Raw genomic sequence first — 24,889 nt, 5'->3', positions numbered from 1 at the left:
GTTCATGCGATCGCGCTCACTGCACAGGATTATTGCGCTGCGTCACGACAGGGACACGATGAACTCCAGCGTGTCGATCGATGTCAGTCACAAATGATACGCCCAAAGTCTCGGCCAGCTATTTGACGCGTTGGTTCTTCGTGCACTTCACTCCAAAGAGAATGTCCGCGCGGCCAATGCCATTAGCAGTCGGATCACGCGCCGATCGCGTCCCGAATGGTCTCTGCCAGTTCTGCAGCCTGGAACTTGGCCACATAGCCGTTGGCGCCCGCGTTTCGCACGTGCGCTTCATTTGCCGCGCCGGTAAGAGACGAATGGATTACGACGGGGATATCCCGTGTGCGTTCGTCCGCCCTGATACGCCGCGTCAGCGTGAAGCCATCCACTTCGGGCATCTCCAGGTCGGTGAGCACCATCGATACAGCATCACGCAAGCGCGTTTTGTTCCGCTTCGCCTCATCGGCCAGCTTGATGAGAATTTGCCACGCTTCCTCGCCCGTCTTGGCCATGATGCATTCGGCGCCGATGTCGCCGAGCGCCTGCTGAATCATGGTGCGCGCGAGTCCCGAGTCGTCCGCTGCGAGGATTCGGGTGCCGGGCGGCACCTGAAACGCGGCTGTTTCCGGGGGCGCCGATTCATGCTGATGGGCTGGAAGCACGTCACGCAAGACCTGCTCGACGTCAACCACTTGAGCCAGTCGCGAATCCCCCGTGTTGCCGTCGATCCGTGCGATGCTGGTGACGAGCCCCGACCCGGCCGCCGTTTCAGCCGGAAGCACCTGATTCCAGTCCAGTCGCACGATGTCGTCCACTTCCTGCACAGCGAACCCCTGCGTCGTGCGGGCGAACTCGGTAACGAGCAGGATGTTCAGGCCACGAGTGGGTTCGCAGCCCATAAGCTTCGGCAGGTCCACCACCGGGATGATCTGCCCGCGAATGTTGACCGCGCCCATCACACAGCGGGACGCGCCAACGATGGGCGTAATGACCGGCATCGTGAGAATTTCGCGGACCTTGAACACGTTGATACCGTACAGCTCGTGCGCGGTGTCGCCCGGCACGGTGCCGAGCCTGAAAAGGAGCAGTTCGAACTGGTTTGAACTGGTCAGGGTCGTGCGGGCTTCATTCGATTGGTGATCCATCACTTGGCTCTGTGGGTTTCACGGGCGCAAAGCATGCGTTTCCCGGTCACTTGTATATCGGCGGTGCCGCGGAAAACATGAACGTCCGCGATACGCTTCCGGTAACGCTTTTATCACTGTTATCACTGCACCTTACCCGCCACACAACTAATTTGCAAATACCCGTCATACGCGTAAAATACATTTACCTGCCAAACAGGTAACCCGTATAGGCGCCCCGCGATGAAACGCACGTTGCTCAATCCGCACCAGCTTGGCCAGATCCTGCGTACTGCAAGGCGCGCGAAAGGGCTTTCGCAGGCCCAGGCCGCGTCGCGCGTGGGCTTGAGCCAAAGCCGGCTCTCCGCGATCGAGCTCAAACCCGACTCGATCACATCGGAGCAACTTTTCGCGTTGCTGGCCATGTACGGCCTCGAATTGAGCGTGCAGACACGGCCCGCCAGCGCGGCGCCGACCCAGGAGAACTGGTAGCCATGAGCCGCCCGTCTCATGCGCGCGCGCTGTCGGTGTGGACCAATGGTCTGCGGGTCGGCACATGGCGCATTCCATCGCGCGGCGACATGGAGTTTCAGTACGACCGCGACTGGATGGCATCGCCTGCCGGGAGGCCGCTGTCGCTCTCGCTGCCGTTCGGCATCGACGATGCGCCGTTGCGCGGCGAGCGCGTGCGCAACTACTTCGACAATCTGCTGCCCGACAGTGAGCCGATCCGCCGGCGACTTGCCACCCGCTTCAGGACGGCCACCGCCGACGCCTTCGACCTGCTCGAAGCCATCGGCCGGGATTGCGTGGGCGCGGCGCAACTGCTTGCCGAGGACGCGCAACCGGAAGGATTCGACCGTATCGACGGCACGGCGATGTCGGACGACGAGATCGCGGAGATGCTCGCGCGCACGGTTGCCTCGGGCGGTCCGGGGGCGGGGCGCGACGACGAATACGACGACTTTCGCATCTCGCTCGCGGGTGCGCAGGAAAAGACCGCATTTCTATGGCACAAGAAGAAATGGATGCGTCCACACGGCGCAACGCCCACGACGCACATCTTCAAGTTGCCGCTCGGACTCGTTGGCAACAAGAAGGCGGACTGGACGACGTCCGTCGAAAACGAGTGGCTATGTCTCGCGTTGTTCAGGGCGTTCGGCTTGCCCGCGCCGAATGCCGACATTCTGAACTTTGGCGAACAGAAGGTGCTGGCCGTCGAACGCTTCGACCGGCGGCTTCATCCTTCGAAGAAATGGATCTTGCGGCTACCGCAGGAGGACTTTTGCCAGGTGCTCGGCAAGCCGTCGCATCAGCGATATGAAGCGGATGGCGGCCCCGGCATGATCGACATTGCGGGCGTGCTGCGTCAATCGGAGCGGCCCGACGCCGACCTCGAGACATTCCTCAGCGCGCAGATTTTGTTCTGGATGCTCGCCGCGCCGGACGGCCACGCGAAGAACTTCAGTGTGCATCTGATGCCGGGCGGGCGCTACGCGCTGACGCCGCTGTACGACATCATGTCGATCTGGCCGGTTGAAGGTGACGGCGGCAACCAATGGTCGTGGCACAAGGCAAAGCTCGCGATGGCCGTAGCCGGCAAGAACCGGCACTACCTGATGAAGGACATCCAGCGCCGCAACTTCAACGCGATGGCGTCACGTTGTTTCTACGGTCCCGACGCCGAGCCGCTGATAGGCCGACTGATCGACGCAACGCCCGCCGCCATAGAAACGGTCGCCGCCGCGCTACCGAAAGGTTTCCCCGAGCGCGTGGCGGAACGCATCTTCGACGGGCTGCGGACATCCGCGGAACGGCTCGCGGCGATGCCGCCGGGCATTTGAACGCGGCGCGCCCGCGCTTTTTGATCCGAAGTGGTGCTTATGCGGCGCGATGGCCTACACACAGTTTGCCGCTGAAGAACGTTGGAAATTTGATTTCGCGCGCGGCGACGTGGGGGTGTGAAGTGTGGTTTGCTTTGGCTTGCGCTGGCATTCGCGAGGTGGTGTTTGCTGTGCAAGCGGTTTGGTTTTTTGCCTTTTCGCTGGCATCCGCGTTATGCCTTCGTGCTTCAAGCGTCGCCCCTGTGCGGGGCGGCACCTACTTTTCTTTGCCGCCGCAAAGAAAAGTAGGCAAAAGAAAGCGGCTAACACCGCCAGTTCTTGTGTTTGCCTGAGGGCCCCTACAGGGTCTTACGCTTCACACGGCAGCCTTTCTGTTTGCGTGCGTTGCCAACGCTTTGAATGTGCGCCTCACCCGCTTCGAATACCCGTACTCGGGCCAGCGGCAGCGAATGGTATGTGCCGCCCAGGTGGCAAACTGTGTGTAGGTTGTCGCGTCGTATAGGGTAGCGCTCTTACAGGGTGGAACGCATGTGCTATCGGTCCGAAGTGAGGTGTGTGAGGTACTACGGCCTACACACAGTTTGCCACCTTGGCGGCCGTAGAATATCTGGCACGGCATGGTGAAGCGCGGGTGCGTGAAGCGGGTGTGGCGCACCGCAAGAGCGTTGGCAACGAACATGGGTCACGTGATTGCCGCGTGAAGCGTAAGACCCTTTGGGGGCCCTCAGGCAGGAACAAGAATTAGCGGTGTTAGCCGCTTTCTTTTGCCTACTTTTCTTTGCGGCGGCAAAGAAAAGTAGGTGCCGCCCCGCACAGGGGCAACGCCTGAAGCACGATGGCAAAACGCGGATGCCAGCGCGAAGGCAAAAAAACCAAACCGCTTACACAGCAAACACCACCTCGCGGATGCCCGCAAAAGCGCCGAGGCGCACGACTAGAACCTATCTACATGGCGTAGCCAAAACCCTTACGCATCCAAAGCTTCCTCGACCAACTCGATCCAGTGACGCACCTGCGTCTTGCCAGCGCTATCCAGATGCATCTGGCAACCGACATTCGCCGTCGCGATGACATCCGGCTTGCCACTTTCAAGCGCAGCCATTTTGTTATCGCGCAACTTCTGTGCAAGCTCAGGCTGCGTAATCGAATACGTCCCCGCAGAGCCGCAACATAAATGCCCATCGGGCACAGCAGCAAGATCGAACCCTAACCGCGACAGCACACTCTCCACCGCACCACCAAGCTTCTGCGCATGCTGCAACGTACAAGGACAGTGAAACGCGACACGCATCGCGACGGCATCATCAGCGGGCAGCAATGCATCGAGCGGCTCCACAGCAAGCACCTCGACGAGATCGCGCGCCATCGCACTTACCCGCGCGGCCTTCGCCGCATAAAGCGGATCATTGCGCAACAGATGCCCATATTCCTTCACGAACGCGCCGCAGCCGCTTGCCGTCTGCACGACGGCTTCGGCACCGGCTTCGATCGCAGGCCACCATGCATCGATATTACGCCGCGCCCGATCAAGCCCGGCATCCTGCGCATTCAGATGATAGTCAGTCGCACCACAACAACCCGCTTCGCGAACAGACATCACACTAATCCCAAGCCGATCGAGCACCCGCGCCGCAGCCGCATTCGTATTCGGCGACAACGAAGTCTGCACGCAACCTTCGAGCATCAGCACGCGACGCGCATGACGCAACGCAGGACGCGCCTTCGCAGGTACGGCGGCGCGCGCCGGAATCTTCACCTGCACGCTGGCAGGCAGCAACGGCCGCAAAGCGCGCCCCGTCTTGAGCAGCGCATCGAACACAGCAGGCCGTGGAATCACCGTACGCAATCCCTTGCGCGTCAGCCGCTCGCCGACAGGCCGCGCCACACGCCGCTCGAGTTCAGCGCGCCCAATATCGAGCAGCCGGTGATACGTAACGCCCGACGGACACGTCGTTTCGCAATTGCGACACGTGAGACATCGATCCAGATGCAGTTGCGTCTTGTCGCTGACAGCTTCGCCTTCGAGCAGTTGCTTGATCAGATAGATGCGCCCACGCGGTCCGTCGAGTTCATTGCCGAGCAGTTGATACGTCGGGCACGTCGCATTGCAGAAGCCGCAATGGACACACGAGCGCAGGATGCTTTCCGCTTCCGCTGCATCGGGCAGGGCTTTCGCGTGAGAGTCGAGATTCGTTTGCATGATCGCGCTCGCTTCAGAGATCGGCGTACAGTCGGCCAGGGTTCAGCACGCCACTCGGATCGAGGCGGCGTTTCAATTGATGCTGATAGCGCAGCAGCGACGCGGCGAGCGGCTGGAACGGCTCGCGATCGGGCGACGGCGTGAAGCAGGTCGCGTGACCGCCTGCCGCATGCGCGAGCTGCCGGATTTCAGCGGCGGCAGCATCGCTCTTGAGCCAGCGCTGCGCACCCGCCCAGTCGAGCAGCGCATCGCCGGGCAATTGCATCAACGGCGTCGCATTCGGCAGCGACAAACGCCACAACGGACGTGCGTCCGCGAAAAACGGCAGCTGATGATCGCGGAGCACATCCCAGAACGCACAGTCGATTTCGTCGCCGCCAATCCGGTCCACGGCCGACTTTACCGATCCGCTTCCGCCTTCGAGCCGCACATGCAGCCTGCCATCGACATAACATGCGCCGCTCACAGGCAGGGCGGCCTTGCGCCATGCCGACAGCTCGCGCATCGCTTCATCGGCGCCGAGCTTGAGCGCGAAGCTGCGACGCTCGCGCGGTTTCGGCAGCACTTTCAGCGACACTTCCGTCAATACGCCCAGCGAACCGAAGCTGCCCGCGAGCAGACGCGACATGTCATAGCCGGCGACGTTTTTCATCACCTGGCCGCCGAAGCGCAGATGATCGCCGTCGCCCGTAATCACGCGGCAGCCGAGCACGAAGTCTCGCATCGATCCCGCCCACGGCCGGCGCGGACCTGAAAGGCCAGTCGCGACGGCACCGCCAAGCGTTCCTTTTCCATCGAAAAGAGGCGGCTCGCACGGCAGCATCTGATCCGCGTCATCGAGCACGGCATTCAGTTCAACGAGCGGCGTGCCGGCGCGCGCGGTGATCACGAGCTCGGTCGGGTCATACGCGACGATGCCGCGATGCGAGCGCGTGTCGAGTTCCTCGCCTTGCACCTCGCGGCCGAGAAAACGCTTGCTGTCGCTGCCGCGAATGCGCAACGGTGTGTGCTTCGCGATCGCGCGCTGCACTTGCGCGACGAGGCGCGCGCTGTCGTCCATCGAATCGAATTCGCGTCGCATCAGAAGCGCTCCAGTTCGGGAAAGGGCAGCTTGCCGTGATGAATATGCATCGCGCCGTGTTCGGCGCAGCGATGCAGCGTGGGAATGTTCTTGCCCGGATTGAGCAGGCCGTCGGGATCGAAAGCGGCCTTCAGCGAATGGAACAGCGTGAGTTCTTCGCTGCTGAACTGCACGCACATCTGATTGATCTTCTCCCGTCCAACACCGTGCTCGCCCGTGATGCTGCCGCCCACTTCGACACACAGTTCGAGAATCTTCGCGCCGAGTGTTTCGGCGCGCTCCATTTCGCCGGGCGCATTGGCGTCGAACAAAATCAGCGGATGCATGTTGCCGTCGCCCGCATGGAAAACATTCGCGACGCGCAGGCCATATTCGTTCGACAGCTCCGCAATGCCGCGCAGCACGCGCGCGAGTTCCCGGCGCGGAATCGTGCCGTCCATGCAGTAGTAATCCGGCGAGATTCGCCCCACGGCGGGAAACGCATTCTTGCGCCCGGCCCAGAAGCGCTGGCGTTCGGCTTCATCCTTCGCAATGCGGATGCCCGTCGCGCCCGCTTCGCGCAGTATTGCGCCGACGCGATCGCAGTCCTCCTGCACGTCCGACTCCGCGCCATCGAGTTCGCACAACAGGATCGCTTCGGCATCGATGGGATAGCCCGCATGGATGAAGTCTTCGGCGGCGCGGATCGCGAGGTTGTCCATCATTTCGAGACCGCCCGGAATCACGCCCGCGCCGATGATCTGCGCGACGGCCGCGCCCGCTTTCTCGACATCGTCGAAGCTCGCGAGCAGCACCTTCGCGCTTTGCGGTTTGGTCAGCAGCTTGACTGTGACTTCCGTGACGATGCCGAGCATGCCTTCGGAGCCCGTCAGCAGCGCGAGCAGATCGAAGCCGGGCGAGTCGAGCGCTTCGGAGCCGATCGTCAGATGCTCGCCGTCGATGGTCAGCACTTCGAGCTTCAGAATGTTGTGCACGGTCAGGCCGTATTTCAGGCAGTGCACGCCGCCCGCGTTCTCGGCGACATTGCCGCCGATCGAGCAGGCGATCTGCGACGACGGATCGGGCGCGTAGTAGAGGCCGTGAATCGCAGCCGCCTGCGAGATCGCGAGATTGCGCACGCCGGGCTGCACGCGTGCAATCGATGCCTCGGGGTCGATGTGCAAGATGCGGTTGAAGCGCGCCATCACGAGCAGGATGCCCTGTTCGAGCGGCAGCGCGCCGCCCGACAGACCCGTGCCCGCGCCGCGTGCGATGACGGGCACCTTGCGCGCCGCTGCGAATCTCAGCAGCGCCTGCACCTGTTCGATCGAATCGGGCAGCGCGACCATCATCGGCGTCGTGCGATACGCGGCGAGGCCGTCGCATTCGAATGGGCGCAGATCTTCGTTGTCGTGCAACAGTTGCATCGAGGGCACGAGACGCTGAAGCTCGGCGACCAGCGCGGCCTTGTCATGCGAGGCAAGTGGGCCGTCGATCCGTTCGTCGTAGGCGTAGCTCATGGGGCGTCTCCGTGGGCGCACGTGCTCTATCGCGCGCCGCATATCTGTGTTGCCGCCGATTGTTCCCGTTTCGTGTATCGCTGTCGATGGACACGGCAAGTGGTCGTACCAGTTTTTTGATTTCCACGAAACCATGCAGGATGCGCTGAAGCAGGCGTGGAATGGGAATTGGCGTTATCATCGACCGCATCCAGAACCTGTTCGACAAGTGGTCATACCAGTGATTTCAGACCCGGAAAACCCCGCAAAACAGTCCGATCGCAAGATTGCCGATGTGGTCGCGGAGCGCATCGAGAGGCTGATCGTCGACGGCGTGCTGAGGTCGGGGCAGGCGCTGCCATCGGAGCGTCGCCTGACGGACAAGCTCGGCGTATCGAGAACGGCTTTGCGCGAAGGGCTGAAGTTGCTGCGCGCGCGGGGCATCATCGAAACGGCGCACGGCAAGGGTTCGTTCGTCGCGAACCTGACTGCGCAGCCGCCGCAATCTCCATTGATGCATCTGCTCGCGTCGCAGCCGCGCACGCTCTACGACCTGTTCGAAGTGCGCGGCATGCTCGAAGCCGAGTCGGCGCGTCTGGCCGCGTTACGTGGCACGCCCGCCGACTACATGATGATCACGCGCCGCTACGAGGAAATGCTCGCCGCGCACAATGCCGAAACCGATCCGGCGACGCATGCGCGCCTCGATCACGCGTTCCATCTCGCGATCTGCGAGGCGTCGCATAACCCGGTGCTCGTGCATACGCTGCGTTCGCTGACGGAACTGCTGCTGAGTTCGGTGTTCGCGTCCGTGAACAATCTTTATCACCGGCAGCCGCATCGCAAGCGAATCGACCGGCAGCATGCGCGGCTCTACAACGCGGTGACGGGCAAGCTCCCCGAGCAGGCCTATCGGGCCGCTGCGGATCACATCGACGGCGTGCGCGAAAGCCTGCAGGAAATCGAACAGGAAGAGCAGCGACTGGTGCGGGCGACGCTCAGGCTCGAAGGGTGGAAGTAAGCGCTCGTTGGTTCGGCGCTTTTTTTGCCTGCGCAAAAACGCAACTACCAGTCTGCCGCACCGCGACCTCCGCCAACGCCTTCGGCGGCAACTTCAGTTTTGCAAAAGGAGGGCGGAGCGTACCGCGGGAAAGCGCTACTGCGCCTTTTTCTTCCGCGACGAGGACTTCATCTCGACGACATCGGGCGACCGCTTGCGCTTGCCGGGCAGCACGCCCATGCGCGGGTCGCGCTCGCGTGCAAGCGCAACCATCTCGTGCGCAACCGTTTCGAACTCGGGATTCGTCTGCGACACATACAGCCACTTACCGAGCACCGGATGCGGCGCGAGCGCAGGGAAGTCATCGAGCAACCCCGCTTGCCGGTCATGCGATGTACACACCACCAGCCCGTTCCACGGTTCATTGCCGCTTGCCACCGCGAGATACAGCAGGCCGTCGAGATAAGCCGCCTGAAAGTTGAAGAACCGTTCCCGCGAATACTCGGGGTCTCGTTCGAGAGGTTCGAAAATCCAGACGAGCGGGTTTTCGCGCTTGCGTTTCGGGTTCAGTTCGACCGGGTGCATGGCGGGGCCTTCAATGAAATTTTTCCGATGATATAACCGCCGGCCCTACCTGGCGCGTGGAGCGTGCGACAGCCTGCCATCCCTTTTTCACACGTATGCGCGCGAGAAACAGGTATCGTATCGCCCATGGTGCAGTGCAACGCACCGATATGACTCAGCGCAAATCAGGAGAAAAGGAGCAGCAATGGCAAACAGGATCGAAACAATCGGCATCGTCGGCGCGGGCACGATGGGCAACGGCATCGCGCAGGTATCGGCGGTGGCAGGGTTGAAGGTCGTGCTGATCGACGTGACGGACGCCGCGCTCGAAAAGGGCATCGGGGCGCTCACGTCGAGTCTCGCGAAGCTCGTCGAGAAGGGCAAGATCGAAGCGGCGGCGCGCGATGCGGCGCTCACCCGCATCGAGACCTCGACCGACTATCAACGCCTGTCAGGCGTCGACCTCGTCGTCGAAGCGGCAACCGAAAACACCGAACTGAAAATTCGCATTCTGCGGCAGATCGAATCGGTCGTGAGCAGCGAGACGTTTATCGCGTCGAACACGTCGTCCATTTCGATCACCGCGCTGGCCGCGACGCTCGGCAAGCCGGAACGTTTCGTCGGCATGCACTTCTTCAACCCGGTGCCATTGCTGCAACTCGTCGAAGTGATTCGCGGCGTGCAGACCAGCGACGACACGGCGGCCACCGTGCGCGAGCTGACCGAGCGCCTCGGCAAGACGCCCGTCAGCGTGAAGAATGCGCCCGGGTTCGTGGTGAACCGCATTCTCGTGCCGATGATCAATGAGGCGTTCTTCGTGCTGGCGGACGGCATCGCGACGGCGGAGGAGATCGACGCGGGCATGCGTCTCGGCGCGAATCATCCGATCGGGCCGCTCGCGCTCGCGGATCTGATCGGGCTGGACGTGTGCCTGTCGGTGATGGATGTGTTCCTGAAGGATTTCGGCGACTCGAAGTATCGCGCGTGTCCGCTGTTGCGCGAACTCGTGGCGGCAGGGCGTTTGGGCCGCAAGACGGGACACGGCGTGTATCGGTACGATCCGAAGCACTGATGCATCAACCGAGTTCGAACGACGTCACGCCATAGAGCCGCGCAAGCGGTATGTCCGGCGCGCGCTTCGTGTACATGCGCGCCGTTTCGAACACGCTCGTCAGGCAATGCCGTTCGGCGAGCGCGATGGCGGCCGTGTTGAGTTCGGGCACGTCGAGCGCGACGGTCTCGCCGGGGCAATGCGCGACAAGCGCAGTGAACAGGGCTTCGGCTGTTTGCGGGTCGTCGGCGAATAGCGGTCCGATCTTGCGTCCTTCGCGGCAGCGGCGAAGCACGCCGTAGCCGCTGATGTGGCCTTCGCTGACGCTTGCGAGCGCGACGGCATCCGGTTGATCGATCCACACGCGCAGAAAGGCTTCGCGCGGCGCGGGAAAGAACCGCTGGTCATACGAGGCCAGCTTGTCGAAAGGCAACTGGTGCGCATCGACGAGTGAAGGATGGTTCGTCACGTCGGCCTCGGCCACACCCTGAAAGCGTATGTTCCGGTACGCGAGCTCAAATCCCGACTTCCTGTAGTTCGGTTGCTGCGCGACCACGCCATCGAGTCCAACGTTGCGCTTGCCGAGATACGCAATGCCATGCTGCCAGATGCGCAAGCCGAGTCCCTTGCCGCGAAACTCCGGCCTCACGATATACAGGCCTATGAAGCCGAAATGCGCGTCATAGGCGACGGCCGAAATCGAGCCGACCGGTTCGCCTTGCAATTCACCGATGAAGAACCCGTCCGGGTCGGCGGCACGGAAGACGTGCGCATCGTGGAAGCCTGGGTTCCATCCTTCATGCGCGGCCCATTCGATGGCGAGATTCACTTCTTCGGCGTTCATCGTGCGAACGATGAAGTCGCGCGGCGCGTGCGTCGCTTCGTTCATGATGTCTCCTTGTCGCAGCCGGGTGCATCTGCTCACATGCGAACACATATCATGCCGCCAAAACCGTTTTCACGTTCGCGCGAAAGTCGTTGTGCCGTCATGAACTCGCGAATGCAATGGTCGAATATGAACGGCTGATGCATATCTATCCCGCGTTGCGCTTAGCGGTTCATGTGTTGACGAAGACCTCTGCCGTCGAGTGCACGGACCGCGTTTTGCATATGCTCGACGCGGCTTGGGCAACACGCGCGAGGCGTGAGATACCTTGGTGCGAACTAATTCAAACCCCCTTGTTTTCTGCACCTGCGCGCAGCATTCGCGCACCGTCGAAGGGATTATTCAGCAAACGCTAAAGTCGCGATACGATGCGCCGATATGCCGTAGTGGCGAGCGGCTTGATCGAGGCGCGCGGGCCTCTTATTCACCTTCCAATGACCGGGAGTGCGGTGTGACTCGTTCGATGTCGTACGCGGTGGCGCGCATGCCATGAAGCGCAATCCATTCTTCCGTCTGCTTGCGCGTCTGCGCGTGGGCCGCAAGCTGCTGCTGATCTATCTGCTCGATTTGACGGCTGTGGTGTACATCAGCGGCATTCTGATTCACGAGAAATACATTTCGATCGACTTCTCGAACAAGGAGATCGTCGGCAACGCGTATATCGGCACAGTGCGTGATGCCTTGATCGACGTAGCGATGGCGGGCGCGGGACAGCGTCCGCCTGTTGCGCGCCTGAAGAGTGCGCAAACGGATCTCGCCAGCACGGAAGCGCGCTACGGCGCGCATCTGGAAAGCGCTGGGCTGAACACGCGCGTGCGCGCCGCGCTGGACGTGCTGGCGCACGAAGCGCAACCCACTGCCGCGCAAATCAACGAAGCGCTCGAAGCATGCCGCGAACTCGTGACGCGCGTCGGCAATCAGTCGAACCTGATTCTGGATCCTGACCTCGACAGCTACTACGCGATGTCGCTGTCGATCTTGCGTTATCCGGCGTTACTCGAATCCGTGAACCGGATTGGCCGGCAATTGCACGAAGGGCACGAAGGGCACGAAGGCGTGCACGCCGTGCGCTCGCACGACGAACTGCGCACGCGCTATCTCGTGCTGGAAGGGCAACTCGATGCCGTGCTGCAAGGTCTGCGCTCTGACTTTTCCGAAGCGGGCGCGGCCAATCACGCGCTCGATTCGACGCTCGGGCCGTCGATGGCGCGCATGCTCACGGCCGTCGAATCGTACCGGCACGCGGCGCGCATCATCGTCGACAGCAACGGCGAGGTCGATCCCACGCTGCTGTCGATCGTCGACGTGCAGCAGCAGACGCTCGTAGCCAGCGTGCAGGATACGTGGCGCAGCACGGCGGATCAGCTCGACGATCTGTTGCACGCACGCGTGCGCGGACTCTTCTCGCGCATGTGGCTGCATCTGGGCACGGCGCTCTTTCTGTTGTGCAGCATTCTCGGCATGGTGTATTTCGTCGCGCAGCAGATTTCGCGGCCACTGCGCCAGCTTGCGCGCGTGATGGACACGGTGCGCAGAACGGGCGATCACACCGTGCGCGCGAGCTGGCACAGCCAGGATGAAATCGGCCAGCTGGTGCGCGGCTTCAACGAAATGCTCGAACAGCTCGACCGCGAGCGCGACGTACAGAAGGAGCTCGCGGCGACGGCGCGCGCGGCCGCCGCGCAGCATGCGCTTGTCGAATCGACGCCCGTGCCGATGATGGTGACGGCCGTGCCCGGTCATGAAGTGCTGCACGCGAACCAGCCCGCGCTGTACTGGCTCAACGGCGTCACGACCGACCCGTGGGCGTACGGCCTCGATTCGTCGGTGCGCGCGCGCTTTTTCCAGCAGTTGTCCGATCGCGATGCCGTCGACGAATTCGAAGTGCGCTGGAAAGCGAGCACCGAACCGACGTGGGCGATGCTGTCCGCGCGGCGTCTGAACTTCCAGGGCCGCGACGCCGTGCTGACGGCGTTCACTCCGATCAACCAGATCAAGCTGATGGAGCAGCGGCTCGAACTGTGGGCGAAGGTATTCGAGGCTTCTTCCGAAGCGATCCTGATTCTCGATCAGGAACGGCGTCTCCTGACGGCCAACGCGTCGTTCTATCGCGCGACGGGCTACCGTGCAGAAGATATCGCGGGCCAGCCGCCCGCGTTCATCGTCGCTGGCGCGAATGGCGGCGCGGTGATCACGGCGCTCGCGACGCTCGTCGACCGCTCCAGTTCATGGAACGGCGAAGCACAGATCAGACGGCGTCAAGGCGGCGATTATCCCGCGTGGCTGATGATCAGCGCGGTGCGCGACAAACGCGGCAGCGTGTCGCACTACATCTGCACACTGATCGACATCACCGACCGTAAGAAAAGCGAGGCGCGCATCGAGTTTCTCGCCGAGCACGACGTGTTGACCGAATTGCCGAACCGCGCGCTCTTCACGAAACGGCTGGGAGTGGCGCTCGAACACGCGAAGCAGGCTCAACAACGCGTGGCCGTGCTCTTCATCGACCTCGACCGCTTCAAGGACATCAACGATTCGCTCGGCCATCATATCGGCGATGGCTTGCTGCGTTCCGTTTCGCGGCGTCTCGTGCAGGCTGTGCGCAGCAGCGATACCGTGAGCCGCCTCGGCGGCGACGAGTTCACAATGATTCTCGCGGATGCGGGCAGCGCGGCCGATGTTGCGCGCACCATCGACGAACGTCTGCTGCCGCTCGTGCGCGAGCCGCATGCGATCGGAGGCGTCACGCTGCAGGTCGCGTGCAGCGCGGGCGTCGCGCTCTATCCCGACGACGGCACGGACATCGAAACGCTGATGCAGAACGCCGATGCCGCGATGTATCAGGCGAAGGCAGCGGGGCGCAACCTCGTGAAGTTCTTCTCGCCGGATATGGCCGAGCGCGCGCGCCAGCGGCTCGCGCTCGAAGCCTGCATGCGCACAGCTATCGAACGGCACGAACTGCGGCTGGCTTTTCAGCCGTGTCTCGATGCGCAAACGGGCGCGCTTGTCAGCGTCGAAGGTTTGCTGCGCTGGACCCATCCTCAACTCGGCGCGGTGACGCCCGCGCAGTTCATTCCCATCGCCGAAGAGACGCGGCTGATCATTCCGATCGGCGCATGGGTGATAGACGAAGCGTGCCGGCAACTCGCGCGCTGGCGCGACGACGAGATGGGCGGGTTGCGCATGTCGATCAATCTGTCGGCGATCCAGTTGCGCGACGCGGATATCGTCGACACGTTGCGGCGCAGTCTCGCGATGCATGGCGTCGCGCCGCAGCGGCTGGAACTCGAAATCACCGAAACGGTGTTGATGGATAGCGCGGAGAACTATCTCGAAGCGATTCGCGCGATACGCGCGCTTGGCGTGAAGCTATCGCTCGACGATTTCGGCACGGGCTATTCGAGCCTTAGTTATCTGAATCGCTTCCCGCTGGACCGATTGAAGATCGACAGGGCGTTCGTTCGCGACATGCTCGATGCGCCGGCCGATCTGGCCGTCATCAAGGCGATCATCGAGCTTGGGCATGAGCTGGGTCTGCGCGTGGTCGCGGAGGGCGTCGAAAACGAGGACGAAGCGAACACGCTGCGTAGCATCGGTTGTGATGAGTTGCAGGGATTCCTGTATTCGCCGGCGATATCGGCTGAAGAACTGGAGACGTGGGCCGCGCAGCGGGTTGCGGCGGATGTCGAATGATGCGTTGGTATAAGTTACCGGCGCGTTGTCATGAAAACGCTTTCACGCCGGGCTTGAAACGCGCTACACGGCTACAGCAAGCGTTGGCGCGTGAATTGCATGTCACTAACCCCGATGGCGCCTATGCGCTAATCGACAGGGAGAGCGACATGAACCGCGATCAGATCAAAGGTGTTGCGCAACAGGTGAAGGGCAAGGTCAACGAAGTGGTCGGCAAGGTAACGGGCAATCGCACGCAGCAACTGAAGGGCGATTTGCAACAGGCTACGGGGACGGCCCGCAAGGCGTTCGGCGACGGGAAGGAGAAGATCAGAAGGCTGGGCCGGTGACGTTGATCCGTCGGACCGGCCCGTGTTCATTTAAGAACGATCAATGATCGTGCCGCATGCAGGCCGTGGCAGGTTGCTGCGCGGCCTTGCGGCTCAGCATCAGCGTGACGGCCGCTGACACGGCCAGCGTCGCGCCGACCACGTACAGACCCGCTGCATATCCGCCCGTCACGTTCTTGAGCCAGCCGATCGCAAACGGACCGACAAAGCCGCCCAGATTGCCGACCGAATTGATCATCGCGATCCCCGCTGCGGCGCCTGCACCTGAGAGGAACATGCTCGGCATCGCCCACAGCGGCGCCTTCGCCGCGCTGATGCCGACATTGACGACCACCAGTGCGAGCACGATCAAGAGCGCAGTACCTGCCTGACCCGCGAAGATAAAACCGACACACGCCAGCGCGCAAGGAATCACCACGTGCCACGTGCGTTCTTCAGTCCGGTCGGAGTGCCGCGCCCACAACACCATCGCGATCACTGCCAGCACGCTCGGAATGCCCGTCAGCAGGCCGGTTTGCAGCGCGCTGAAGCCGTACTGCCGGATGATGAGCGGTGCCCACAAACCAAGCGTATACAAACCCGCCGACGTGCCGAAGTAGATCAGCGCGAGCGCCAGCACACGCGGATCGCGCAACGCACTCAGCGCGCCCGCCGTATGTCCCGAGTGACCTTTGCGCTCGTCGGCTTCGGCCTTGAGCTTCGCGATCAACCATTCGCGCTCGTCGTCCTTCAGCCAGTGCGCCTTCGATGGCGTGTCGGTCAAAAACTTCAACACGACGAAGCCGAGCACGACGGCGGGCACGGCCTCGATGATGTAAAGCAATTGCCAGTCGGCGAGGCCGAACATCGGCGGCAACTGCATGATCGCGCCGGAGATCGGCGAGCCGATGGCCGTCGAGATCGGCGCAGCGGCCATGAACCATGCGGCGGCTGCCGCGCGCTGCTTGCCCGGAAACCACAGGCTCAGATACAGGATGATGCCGGGAAAGAAGCCCGCTTCCGCGACGCCCAGCACGAAGCGCAACACGTAGAAGCTGGTCGGTCCCGTGACGAATGCCGAAGCCGCCGACACAATGCCCCACGTCACCATCACGCGCGCGATCCAGAGCCTTGCGCCGACGCGATGCAGGATGAGATTCGACGGCACTTCGAACAGAAAGTAGCCGATGAAGAACAGCCCGCCGCCGAAGCCGAATGCCGTCGGCGAAAGACCGATTGCCTTGTTCATCGTCATGGCGGCGAAGCCGACGTTGACACGATCGAGAAAGCTGACGAAGTAGAGCAGCATCACGAACGGAATGATCCGTAGCATGAGCTTGCGCGATACTCGCGATTCGAGTTCGGGTTGCATGTGTCTCCTCCTTGGAGGTTGAGCCGGCTGTGCCGGACAATTCAGGCTTCACGCGTTGTCTGCCGTTTGCGGGTCAGTTGTTGTTGTGTGCGTGAAGCCTTTGGGCGCGCCTTTCGCTGCGCCCGTCGTCGCGGCGGCGAAAGCCGCGCGACAACGGATTTGCATGCGCGTTATGCGGCTACGGGTACTTTTTCGACGAGCGCGCAGACGGCTGCCGTCACTTGCGCCGTCGTCGCCTTGCCGCCGAGATCGCCCGTATGCAGCGACGGGTCCGCGGTGACGGTTTCGACTGCGCTCATCACACGCTTCGCCGCTTCGAATTCGCCGAGATGCTCGAGCAGCATCACGACGGACCAGAACGTCCCGATCGGATTCGCGAGGCCTTTGCCCATGATGTCGAATGCCGAGCCGTGGATCGGTTCGAACATCGACGGATAGCGGCGCTCCGGGTCGATGTTGCCCGTCGGCGCGATGCCGAGGCTGCCCGCCAGTGCAGCCGCGAGGTCGCTCAGGATGTCGGCGTGCAGGTTGGTGGCGACGATGGTGTCGAGCGATGCCGGGCGGTTGATCATGCGTGCCGTCGATGCATCGACGAGTTCCTTGTCCCATTTGACGTCGGGGAACTCCTTCGAAATCTGCAGCGCGATTTCATCCCACATCACCATCGCGTGGCGCTGCGCGTTGCTCTTCGTGATGACGGTGAGCAGCTTGCGGGGGCGCGACTGCGCGAGACGGAACGCGAAGCGCATGATGCGTTCGACGCCGGCGCGCGTCATGATGGAGACGTCGGTGGCGGCTTCGATCGGATGACCCTGATGCACGCGGCCACCGACGCCCGAATATTCGCCCTCGGAGTTTTCGCGGACGATCACCCAGTTCAGGTCTTCGGGCGTGCAGCGCTTCAGCGGCGCGTCGATGCCGGGGAGAATGCGCGTCGGCCGCACGTTCGCGTATTGATCGAAGCCCTGGCAGATCTTCAGGCGCAGGCCCCACAGCGTCACGTGATCGGGCACGTCGGGGTCGCCTGCCGAGCCGAACAGGATGGCGTCCTTGTTGCGGATTGCGTCGAGGCCGTCGGCGGGCACCATCACGCCGTGCTCGCGGTAGTAGTCGGCGCCCCAGTCGAAGTTTTCGAACTCGAATTTGAAGCTGTTGCTGGTACGCGCCAGCGCTTCCAGCACTTCCTTGCCCGCCGGCACGACTTCCTTGCCGATGCCGTCGCCGGGGATCGTCGCAATGCGATAGGTGTTCATGTCTCGCTCCTTCAATTGATTTGGAATGGAGCTGACTGTACCTAACTGGGAGCGCAGTAACCGGTGCTAAACTCAAAGCATCTTTAACTTCAATTCACAAATCGAGCCGTGACCGAGACCGTTCAAGCGACCGACCTGAGCTTTTTCTCGACGCTCGCCGCGTCAGGCAGCCTGAGCGCGGCGGCGCGCGAACTGGGTTTGACGCCCGCGGCCGTGAGCAAGCGTCTGACGCAGATGGAGCAGCGCGCGGGCGTGCCGCTCGTGAACCGGACGACGCGCCGGATGATGCTGACGCCCGAAGGCGAGGTGTACCTGGAGCACGCGCGGCGGATACTCGATGAGATCGACGCGCTGTCCGAACTGCTGGGCAGCGCGAAGAAGAGCCCGAAGGGTTTGTTGAGGGTGAACGCGACGCTTGGGTTCGGGCGCAGCCATGTTGCGCCGGCGATCTCGCGTTTCGTGAACCGTTATCCGCAGGTCGCGGTGCAGTTGCAGCTGTCCGTTACGCCTCCGCCGCTCACCGACGACGCCTTCGACGTCTGCATCCGCTTCGGCGAGCCGCCCGATACCCGCGTCGTCGCGCGACGGCTTGCGGCGAATCGCAGGTTGTTATGCGCGGCGCCTTCGTATATCGCCGAGTATGGGATGCCGCTCACGCCGCATGAGCTGGTGAGGCACAACTGCATCGGCATACGGCAGGGCGACGAAGCGTATGGCGTGTGGCGGCTCGCGACAGGGCGCGGCGCCGCGCGCAAGACAGAGGCGGTGCGCATCAACGGCAATCTGACGACGAATGACGGCGAGATCGCGGTGAAGTGGGCAGTGGAAGGGCACGGCATTCTGATGCGCGCGGAGTGGGATATCAATGAGTATCTCGCGGATGGGCGGCTCGTGCAGGTGCTACCCGGGTATGAGACGCCGGGTGCCGATATTTTTGCGGTGTATTCGCAGAGGCATCAGATGTCGGCGCGGATCCGGACGTTTGTCGATTTCATTGCGGGGGAGTTGAGGGAGGCGCGGGAGGGGTATTGAGCGGCGGCGCGTCCGTTGCGCCTTTACCTTGTTTTACAGAGTGGCTTGAGTTTCATGCTAGATATACCGTCTCTTTCTGCAGAGATTGATTCGGATATCTATGCAATGGAATACGCTCGATGTACCGCTGGAGAATGGGTGGAAATGTACGCTGCATCCCGCGTGGCAGTATCGGCGGCTCTCGCGGGAACTGCGAAGGTCGCCGTCATTAGGCGGACGGGATAGCTGGACGCGCGACGGGTCGTCCTCATTCCGGATCGACGCCGGAGGCGAAGCGGAAGAAGAGGCGCGCAAACAGCGCGAACGGGATAAGCGCGACTTCGATCTTTACTTTCGGCCGTGCTCGGACCTGCGAACGGCGACCGGTAACCGTGAACTTGATGTCGTACGTTCGTTTCTGCGCGATCTGCTGGATGTCGCGCATTGGAACCTGCCGATCGATAACAAAGGTATCGAAAAAGCGCTGCGGGAAGCGGTTGCTACGGGGCGACTCGTGCCCATTATCAACCGGGAATGGCGTGCTCTGCCGCGAGTGATGCGCCCGGATTGTGCGCCGGAGCGATGGTCGTCGAATGGTAGTGGGTTCAGCAGCGCTGGCGGATTCGGCCGGGGAAAATGGGCCGCTTTCGAGAATGCCGGTCCCGGTCCGCTGGTGTTGAACGGCGAGCCGGTATTGAGAGGCCCATACGATCCTGCTACGCGGGAAGCGCAGTTGAAGGCGGCGTGGGCGGAGTTGGCGGCGCTCACAGCCGGCATTTGCTCGAAGAATAGTGACGCCGAGGGCATGCCAATACACGCCAACAACGTGGCAGACCATTTCGCCGTTGACGAAGAAGGCTCGGATGGTTCGACTCGATTCAGCGATGCGCGGTCCTTCAAACTCGATGTATTGCCTGAGAGTGATAACGTATTGACGATGGCCGGGCGCGGTGTAAGCGAAGTGCAGGAGGCGGAATGTTTTGCCGAATACGAAGCGCGTCTGGAGCAGTGCAAACTTTATGCGGCAATGACGGGTGATCCATACACATATGTATCTTGCAAGGCGAATGCATTCGGGATTTATAACCAGTGTCGAGGGCATTGATGCAACATCCACTCCCTAAAAGTTCTTTCGTTGTGTCTTACGACGATGCGGAAAAAAAACTATCCGTCTTCGTCGTCAAGGATTCCGACATTCAGTCGTTCAAAGAGTCGACAGTCGTTGCAGACTGGCCACTATCCTCCATCGGAGACGAGTTGGGCGAAGAGGTAGCTCGTCGGCTAGGGATCACAGCGCTCAACGTTCTCGCGATTTATCATCCAGCGTTAAAGTCGCTGGTAACGGTAAAGCTGGAGCAGCCGACGCTCCCCGATCAAGATGTCGGTCCTTGAATTCGACTAGCCGAACGTGTCAATGACTAGTGATATCAAGACTCGGGGTTGGAGGCTTGCCACAATTGGCGAGTTTCTATTGAAGATATTCACATACTATCCAGTTACCTCATCGCCCTTATTAGCTTGTCCTACTCACGCAGCCGGTCCTGGTGCAGTTCAAGCATCGATTGGGCGATTTCCAGGCGGGCTTTCAGTGCCGCGACCTGCGCATCGATCTCCTTATCGCGCGGCGAAAGATTTTCTTCGCTTCGTTCCTTGCTCATAGCGTGCTCCTCGTTTGCAGAACACGAAAACTGGCAGCAGTGGCTGACGCATCTGTCAAGCAGTGCAAAGGCTCGCGCGACGCTCGCGGAGCGCAAACAACGCGACACTCCCTTGTCCCGCAACCGACGAAATCCGCACCACATCCGCGCTACCTCCACGCACGCCCACAGTGCTGCGCTGCACCAGCAAAGTGCCGGCAAGCCTCACCATGAATCAGCGGACAACCTCGCAGTCAAACCCGCAAACCGCTCGCAAACCCAATCCAGCAAAGCCTCCGCGCCACGAATAGCCCACATGGCACACACCTTGCGATAAACCCCACATCGCGGCTCAACGACGAGCCGCAAAGCAGCATCCCCACGCACCGACGAATTTTGGACAACGGCGTCCCCTGAATCTGGTCTCGCACCCGATTCGCGGGACGCCGTAGTCGTTTACAGGCCTGGAACATGACCGACAAAGCCACATCGATCGATCTGCTGAACTGGCGCACGCCCGCCATGCGCGCCTTCCACTTCGCGTGGATGGCGTTCTTCGTCTGCTTCTTCGCGTGGTTCGCGTGCGCGCCGCTGATGCCGCTCATCAAGCAGGAGTTCCACCTCACAGCGGATCAGGTCGCGAACATCAACATCGCCGCCGTCTCGATCACGATTCTCGTGCGTCTGATCGTCGGTCCGATGTGCGACCGCTTCGGTCCGCGCAAGGTCTACGTCGCGTTGATGATGGTCGGCGCGCTGCCCGTGCTCGGCGCGGCGCTCGCGCACAGCTACACAACGTTCCTGTTGTGCCGGCTCGGCATCGGCGCGGTCGGCGCGAGCTTCGTGATCACGCAATATCACACGTCGGTGATGTTCGCGCCCAACGTGGTCGGCACGGCGAACGCGACGAGTGCAGGCTGGGGCAATGCAGGTGCAGGCGCCGCGCAGATGCTCGTGCCGCTGATGCTCGCCGGCGCCGTCGCGCTGGGTGCGAGCAACGGCGACGCATGGCGTCTGACGCTCGTGCTGCCGGGCATCGCGATGCCCATCATGGCCGCGCTCTACTGGCGCTTCACGCAGGACTGCCCGCAAGGCAATTTCACGGAACTGCGCGCACGTGGCATCGCCGTCGATAGCGGCAAGAAAGGCGGCTGGGCGAGCCTGCTCACGGCCTCGCGTAACTATCGCGTGTGGATGCTGTTCGTCACGTACGCCGCGTGCTTCGGCGTCGAGGTGTTCATCCACAACGTCGCGGCCATCTATTACGTCGATCATTTCCAGCTGTCGCTGCGCGACGCCGGTCTCGCGGCTGGCAGCTTCGGTCTGCTCGCGATCTTTGCGCGTCCGCTCGGCGGTCTGTTGTCGGACTGGGGCGCGAAGCGCCGTGGGCTCTCTGCGCGCTCGATGCTGCTGTTCGCGCTGATCGCCGGCGAAGGCGTCGGCCTGCTGCTTTTCTCGCAGGCAAACCACGCGGCGCTCGCCGTGATCGCGATGCTGCTGTTCGGTCTCTTTACGCACATGGCGTGTGGCGCGACCTACGCGCTCGTGCCGTTCATCGATCGCAAGGCGCTCGGCGGCGTGGCGGGAATCGTCGGCGCGGGCGGCAATGTCGGCGCGGTGGCAGCGGGCTTTCTGGCGAAGGGCATGGGCGACCTGCATCAAACGCTGTTGACGCTCGGCGGCTTCGTCAGCGCGTCCGCGATCTGCGCGATCGCCGTGCGCTTCTCCGCCGAACACACCGCCCGCGATGCCGCACTCGGCGCAACGAATTAAATCAATGAATCCCCTCTCTGACAGGATCGGCGACATGAAAGTCATCGTTATCGGCCACGGCATGGTCGGCCACAAACTGCTCGAATGCCTCGCGGAACAAGCCACGGCGCGCCTCGACATTACCGTGCTGTGCGAAGAGCCGCGTCCCGCCTACGATCGCGTGCATCTGTCAGAGTTCTTCTCGGGCAAGTCCGCCGACGATCTGTCGCTGGTCGCCCCCGGCTTCTTCGATCGCGACGACATGGTGCTGCGGCTGAACGCGAAGGCCGTATCGATCGATCGCGACGCGCACACGGTGACGACCTCGACGGGCGAAACGCTTTCGTACGACAAGCTTGTGATCGCCAGCGGCTCGTATGCATTCGTGCCGCCCGTGCCGGGCAAAGATCGCAAGGACTGCTTCGTCTACCGCACGATCGAAGACCTCGAAGCGATGCAGGAATGCGGCGCGCGCTCGAAGACGGGCGTCGTGATTGGCGGTGGCCTGCTCGGTCTGGAATGCGCGAAAGCATTGCGCGACCTGGGCCTCGAAACGCATGTCGTCGAATTCGCACCGCGTCTGATGGCCGTGCAGGTCGACGACGGCGGCGGCAAAGTGTTGCGCGGCAAGATCGAAGAACTCGGCGTGACCGTGCATACGCAGAAGAACACGCTGGAAATCGTCGACGGCGAAGACGGCACGCACCGCATGCAGTTCGCCGATGGCACGCATCTCGACACCGACATGATCGTGTTCTCCGCGGGCATCCGTCCGCGCGACGAGATCGCGCGCGCCAGCGGCCTCGCAGTGGGCCCGCGCGGCGGCATTGTGATCGACAATCATTGCCGCACTAGCGATGCCGACATCTACGCGATCGGCGAATGCGCGCTGTGGAACGGCCAGATTTTTGGGCTCGTTGCACCGGGCTACGAAATGGCGCGCGTGACGGCAAAGCAGTTGCTCGGCGAACAGGAGGCCGCGTTTGCGGGCGCTGACATGAGCACGAAGCTCAAGCTGATGGGCGTCGATGTGGCGAGCCTCGGCGACGCGCACGCGGCGACGGCGGGCAGCCGCACCTATCAGTTCAGCGACGAGCGCAAGCAGGTCTACAAGAAGCTCGTCGTGTCCGACTGTGGCAAGTTCCTGCTCGGCGGCGTGATGGTCGGCGACGCGAGCGAATATGGCACGCTGCTGCAGATGATGCTGAACCGCATCCAGTTGCCCGAGTCGCCGGAATTCCTGATCCTGCCGCAAGCGGACGGCAACGCGAAGCCCGCACTCGGCGTCGATGCTTTGCCCGAAAGCGCGCAGATCTGTTCGTGCAACAACATCTCGAAGGGCGCGATCTGCGCAGCCGTTTGCGCCGGCGCGACGACCATCGGCGACGTGAAGGGCGCGACGAAGGCTGGCACGGCATGCGGCGGCTGCGTGCCGCTCGTCACGCAGGTGATGAAGGCCGAGATGAAGAAGCAAGGTCTCGCCGTCAACAATCATCTGTGCGAGCACTTTCCGTTTTCGCGTCAGGAGCTGTATCACATCGTTCGCGTCGAGCGCATCGAGACTTTCGGCGCGCTGCTAAACAAGCATGGCCACGGCCTTGGCTGCGATATCTGCAAGCCCGCCGTCGCCGGCATTCTCGCATCGTGCTGGAACGAGTTCGTGCTGAAGAAAGAGCACGCCAGCCTGCAGGACACGAACGACTACTACCTCGCGAACATCCAGCGCGACGGCACGTATTCCGTCGTGCCGCGCATGCCGGGCGGCGAAGTGACGCCGGACGGGTTGATCGCAGTCGGTCAGGTCGCGAAGAAATATGGTCTTTATACGAAGGTCACGGGCGGGCAGCGCGTCGATCTGTTCGGCGCGCGCGTCGAACAGTTGCCGTTGATTTGGGAAGAGCTGATCGCCGCCGGTTTCGAATCGGGCCATGCGTACGGCAAGTCGCTGCGCACGGTGAAATCGTGCGTGGGCTCGACATGGTGCCGCTATGGCGTCGACGATTCCGTTGGCCTCGCGATCGATATCGAGAACCGCTACAAGGGTCTGCGCTCGCCGCACAAGATCAAGTTCGCGGTGTCGGGCTGCACGCGCGAGTGCGCGGAGGCGCAAAGCAAGGACGTTGGCATCATCGCGACGGAAAAGGGCTGGAATCTCTACGTGTGCGGCAACGGCGGGATGAAGCCGCGCCATGCTGAACTGATCGCTTCGGATCTGGACCGCGAAACGCTGGTCCGCTATATCGACCGCTTCCTGATGTTTTACGTGCGCACGGCCGACCGGCTGCAACGCACCAGCGTGTGGCGCGAGAACCTCGAAGGCGGACTGGATTATCTGCGCGATGTTGTCATCAACGACAAGCTCGGCATCGCGGCGGAACTCGAAGAGGAAATGCAGCACGTGGTCGACACGTACGAATGCGAGTGGAAGAAGGCCGTCACCGACCCCGAAACGCGCAAGCGCTTCCGTCACTTCGTCAACAGCGACAGCGCCGACGACAACGTCAGTTTCGTCCCGACGCGCGGTCAGATCCGGCCCGCCATGCCCGAAGAGCGCCAGCGGCCCGTGCGCATTCCCGTCGTCGTCGAGCAGTCGACGCAATCGACAGAAACCGCGGAAACGGTTTGACCAGAAGCACCC

General features: G+C 62.2%; 20 protein-coding genes. 11 read left to right on the top strand and 9 right to left on the bottom strand.

Annotated features, from left to right (window positions below; genetic code table 11):
* Positions 1 to 194 precede the first annotated feature (194 nt).
* Positions 195 to 1,142 carry a chemotaxis protein gene (locus SB822_RS11360; RefSeq protein ID WP_410854685.1) on the bottom strand — a complete coding sequence of 316 codons (948 nt, stop codon included), beginning with the start codon at positions 1,140 to 1,142 and terminating at the stop codon, positions 195 to 197.
* 222 nt (positions 1,143 to 1,364) lie between these two features.
* On the opposite strand from SB822_RS11360, the gene SB822_RS11355 reads away from it, so the two are divergent.
* The gene (locus SB822_RS11355; protein WP_410854684.1) at positions 1,365 to 1,613 is read left to right on the top strand and encodes a helix-turn-helix domain-containing protein; all 249 of its coding nucleotides are present in this window, start codon (positions 1,365 to 1,367) and stop codon (positions 1,611 to 1,613) included.
* Positions 1,614 to 1,615: 2 nt separating this feature from the next.
* A complete protein-coding gene (locus tag SB822_RS11350; protein ID WP_410854683.1) occupies positions 1,616 to 2,965 on the top strand; it encodes a type II toxin-antitoxin system HipA family toxin in 1,350 nt (449 codons plus the stop codon).
* 967 nt (positions 2,966 to 3,932) lie between these two features.
* On the opposite strand, the gene glcF is transcribed toward SB822_RS11350, so the two are convergent.
* The 3 genes from glcF to glcD are packed head-to-tail and all read right to left on the bottom strand — an operon-like array spanning position 3,933 to position 7,745.
* Positions 3,933 to 5,165 carry a glycolate oxidase subunit GlcF gene (glcF, locus tag SB822_RS11345; RefSeq protein WP_086919530.1) on the bottom strand — a complete coding sequence of 411 codons (1,233 nt, stop codon included), beginning with the start codon at positions 5,163 to 5,165 and terminating at the stop codon, positions 3,933 to 3,935.
* A 13-nt stretch (positions 5,166 to 5,178) separates the two neighbouring features.
* Complete coding sequence (gene glcE, locus SB822_RS11340) at positions 5,179 to 6,246, bottom strand: glycolate oxidase subunit GlcE (protein ID WP_410854682.1); 1,068 nt, start codon at positions 6,244 to 6,246, stop codon at positions 5,179 to 5,181.
* A complete protein-coding gene (gene glcD, locus SB822_RS11335; RefSeq protein WP_410854681.1) occupies positions 6,246 to 7,745 on the bottom strand; it encodes a glycolate oxidase subunit GlcD in 1,500 nt (499 codons plus the stop codon). The genes glcE and glcD overlap by 1 nt, the downstream gene beginning before the upstream one ends.
* 133 nt (positions 7,746 to 7,878) lie before the next feature.
* Here glcD and glcC point away from each other — a divergent pair, with 133 nt between their 5' ends.
* Positions 7,879 to 8,745 carry a transcriptional regulator GlcC gene (gene glcC / locus SB822_RS11330; RefSeq protein WP_318268396.1) on the top strand — a complete coding sequence of 289 codons (867 nt, stop codon included), beginning with the start codon at positions 7,879 to 7,881 and terminating at the stop codon, positions 8,743 to 8,745.
* Positions 8,746 to 8,880: 135 nt separating this feature from the next.
* On the opposite strand, the gene SB822_RS11325 is transcribed toward glcC, so the two are convergent.
* Complete coding sequence (locus SB822_RS11325; protein WP_410854680.1) at positions 8,881 to 9,309, bottom strand: hypothetical protein; 429 nt, start codon at positions 9,307 to 9,309, stop codon at positions 8,881 to 8,883.
* 184 nt (positions 9,310 to 9,493) lie between these two features.
* Between SB822_RS11325 and SB822_RS11320 the strand changes: the two genes are divergently transcribed.
* Entirely contained in the window at positions 9,494 to 10,360 is an 867-nt protein-coding gene (locus tag SB822_RS11320) for a 3-hydroxybutyryl-CoA dehydrogenase (protein WP_079494047.1), read from the top strand.
* 4 nt (positions 10,361 to 10,364) lie between these two features.
* Here SB822_RS11320 and SB822_RS11315 read toward each other — a convergent pair whose 3' ends face one another.
* The gene (locus tag SB822_RS11315) at positions 10,365 to 11,228 is read right to left on the bottom strand and encodes a GNAT family N-acetyltransferase (protein ID WP_410854679.1); all 864 of its coding nucleotides are present in this window, start codon (positions 11,226 to 11,228) and stop codon (positions 10,365 to 10,367) included.
* 486 nt (positions 11,229 to 11,714) lie between these two features.
* Here SB822_RS11315 and SB822_RS11310 point away from each other — a divergent pair, with 486 nt between their 5' ends.
* A complete protein-coding gene (locus SB822_RS11310) occupies positions 11,715 to 14,918 on the top strand; it encodes an EAL domain-containing protein (protein WP_410854678.1) in 3,204 nt (1,067 codons plus the stop codon).
* 149 nt (positions 14,919 to 15,067) lie between these two features.
* Positions 15,068 to 15,247, top strand: a complete 180-nt coding sequence (locus tag SB822_RS11305) for a CsbD family protein (RefSeq protein ID WP_079494041.1) — start codon at positions 15,068 to 15,070, stop codon at positions 15,245 to 15,247.
* A gap of 40 nt (positions 15,248 to 15,287) precedes the next feature.
* Here the strand turns inward: SB822_RS11305 and SB822_RS11300 are convergent, their stop codons facing one another.
* Positions 15,288 to 16,598, bottom strand: coding sequence for an MFS transporter (locus tag SB822_RS11300; protein WP_007737426.1), 1,311 nt, complete (start codon positions 16,596 to 16,598; stop codon positions 15,288 to 15,290).
* A 170-nt stretch (positions 16,599 to 16,768) separates the two neighbouring features.
* On the bottom strand, positions 16,769 to 17,851 hold the full coding sequence (locus tag SB822_RS11295) for a tartrate dehydrogenase (protein ID WP_410854677.1): 1,083 nt from the start codon (positions 17,849 to 17,851) through the stop codon (positions 16,769 to 16,771).
* A 108-nt stretch (positions 17,852 to 17,959) separates the two neighbouring features.
* Here SB822_RS11295 and SB822_RS11290 point away from each other — a divergent pair, with 108 nt between their 5' ends.
* The 3 genes from SB822_RS11290 to SB822_RS11280 all read left to right on the top strand — a co-directional run bounded on the left by SB822_RS11290 (position 17,960) and on the right by SB822_RS11280 (position 20,254).
* Entirely contained in the window at positions 17,960 to 18,883 is a 924-nt protein-coding gene (locus SB822_RS11290; RefSeq protein WP_007737427.1) for a LysR substrate-binding domain-containing protein, read from the top strand.
* Positions 18,884 to 18,983: 100 nt separating this feature from the next.
* A complete protein-coding gene (locus tag SB822_RS11285) occupies positions 18,984 to 19,967 on the top strand; it encodes a hypothetical protein (protein ID WP_079502537.1) in 984 nt (327 codons plus the stop codon).
* Positions 19,967 to 20,254, top strand: a complete 288-nt coding sequence (locus SB822_RS11280) for a hypothetical protein (RefSeq protein WP_079502538.1) — start codon at positions 19,967 to 19,969, stop codon at positions 20,252 to 20,254. The genes SB822_RS11285 and SB822_RS11280 overlap by 1 nt, the downstream gene beginning before the upstream one ends.
* A 131-nt stretch (positions 20,255 to 20,385) precedes the next feature.
* Here SB822_RS11280 and SB822_RS11275 read toward each other — a convergent pair whose 3' ends face one another.
* Positions 20,386 to 20,520 (bottom strand): hypothetical protein, encoded by a 135-nt coding sequence (locus SB822_RS11275; RefSeq protein WP_279630173.1) that lies wholly within the window; start codon positions 20,518 to 20,520, stop codon positions 20,386 to 20,388.
* A gap of 450 nt (positions 20,521 to 20,970) precedes the next feature.
* Between SB822_RS11275 and SB822_RS11270 the strand changes: the two genes are divergently transcribed.
* Positions 20,971 to 22,272: an MFS transporter gene (locus SB822_RS11270; RefSeq protein WP_007737432.1), complete on the top strand. Its 1,302-nt coding sequence runs from the start codon at positions 20,971 to 20,973 to the stop codon at positions 22,270 to 22,272.
* 34 nt (positions 22,273 to 22,306) lie between these two features.
* Positions 22,307 to 24,877, top strand: coding sequence for a nitrite reductase large subunit NirB (gene nirB, locus SB822_RS11265; protein ID WP_007737433.1), 2,571 nt, complete (start codon positions 22,307 to 22,309; stop codon positions 24,875 to 24,877).
* The last annotated feature ends 12 nt before the right edge of the window (positions 24,878 to 24,889 follow it).

Source organism: Paraburkholderia sp. SIMBA_054 (genome assembly GCF_046534875.1).
Classification (GTDB): domain Bacteria; phylum Pseudomonadota; class Gammaproteobacteria; order Burkholderiales; family Burkholderiaceae; genus Paraburkholderia; species Paraburkholderia hospita.
The sequence above is the reverse complement of the archived record's forward strand: the minus strand, read 5'-3'. Positions and strand labels throughout refer to the sequence as shown.

Coding starts and splice junctions, on each gene's coding strand:
- glcE (WP_410854682.1), bottom strand. CDS start 6,246: ATGCGACGCGAATTCGATTCGATGGACGACAGCGCGCGCCTCGTCGCG.
- SB822_RS11355 (WP_410854684.1), top strand. CDS start 1,365: ATGAAACGCACGTTGCTCAATCCGCACCAGCTTGGCCAGATCCTGCGT.
- SB822_RS11270 (WP_007737432.1), top strand. CDS start 20,971: ATGACCGACAAAGCCACATCGATCGATCTGCTGAACTGGCGCACGCCC.
- nirB (WP_007737433.1), top strand. CDS start 22,307: ATGAAAGTCATCGTTATCGGCCACGGCATGGTCGGCCACAAACTGCTC.
- SB822_RS11360 (WP_410854685.1), bottom strand. CDS start 1,142: ATGGATCACCAATCGAATGAAGCCCGCACGACCCTGACCAGTTCAAAC.
- SB822_RS11285 (WP_079502537.1), top strand. CDS start 18,984: ATGCAATGGAATACGCTCGATGTACCGCTGGAGAATGGGTGGAAATGT.
- SB822_RS11310 (WP_410854678.1), top strand. CDS start 11,715: ATGAAGCGCAATCCATTCTTCCGTCTGCTTGCGCGTCTGCGCGTGGGC.
- glcC (WP_318268396.1), top strand. CDS start 7,879: ATGCAGGATGCGCTGAAGCAGGCGTGGAATGGGAATTGGCGTTATCAT.
- SB822_RS11350 (WP_410854683.1), top strand. CDS start 1,616: ATGAGCCGCCCGTCTCATGCGCGCGCGCTGTCGGTGTGGACCAATGGT.
- SB822_RS11295 (WP_410854677.1), bottom strand. CDS start 17,851: ATGAACACCTATCGCATTGCGACGATCCCCGGCGACGGCATCGGCAAG.
- SB822_RS11275 (WP_279630173.1), bottom strand. CDS start 20,520: ATGAGCAAGGAACGAAGCGAAGAAAATCTTTCGCCGCGCGATAAGGAG.
- SB822_RS11305 (WP_079494041.1), top strand. CDS start 15,068: ATGAACCGCGATCAGATCAAAGGTGTTGCGCAACAGGTGAAGGGCAAG.
- glcF (WP_086919530.1), bottom strand. CDS start 5,165: ATGCAAACGAATCTCGACTCTCACGCGAAAGCCCTGCCCGATGCAGCG.
- SB822_RS11320 (WP_079494047.1), top strand. CDS start 9,494: ATGGCAAACAGGATCGAAACAATCGGCATCGTCGGCGCGGGCACGATG.
- SB822_RS11325 (WP_410854680.1), bottom strand. CDS start 9,309: ATGCACCCGGTCGAACTGAACCCGAAACGCAAGCGCGAAAACCCGCTC.
- SB822_RS11280 (WP_079502538.1), top strand. CDS start 19,967: ATGCAACATCCACTCCCTAAAAGTTCTTTCGTTGTGTCTTACGACGAT.
- glcD (WP_410854681.1), bottom strand. CDS start 7,745: ATGAGCTACGCCTACGACGAACGGATCGACGGCCCACTTGCCTCGCAT.
- SB822_RS11300 (WP_007737426.1), bottom strand. CDS start 16,598: ATGCAACCCGAACTCGAATCGCGAGTATCGCGCAAGCTCATGCTACGG.
- SB822_RS11315 (WP_410854679.1), bottom strand. CDS start 11,228: ATGAACGAAGCGACGCACGCGCCGCGCGACTTCATCGTTCGCACGATG.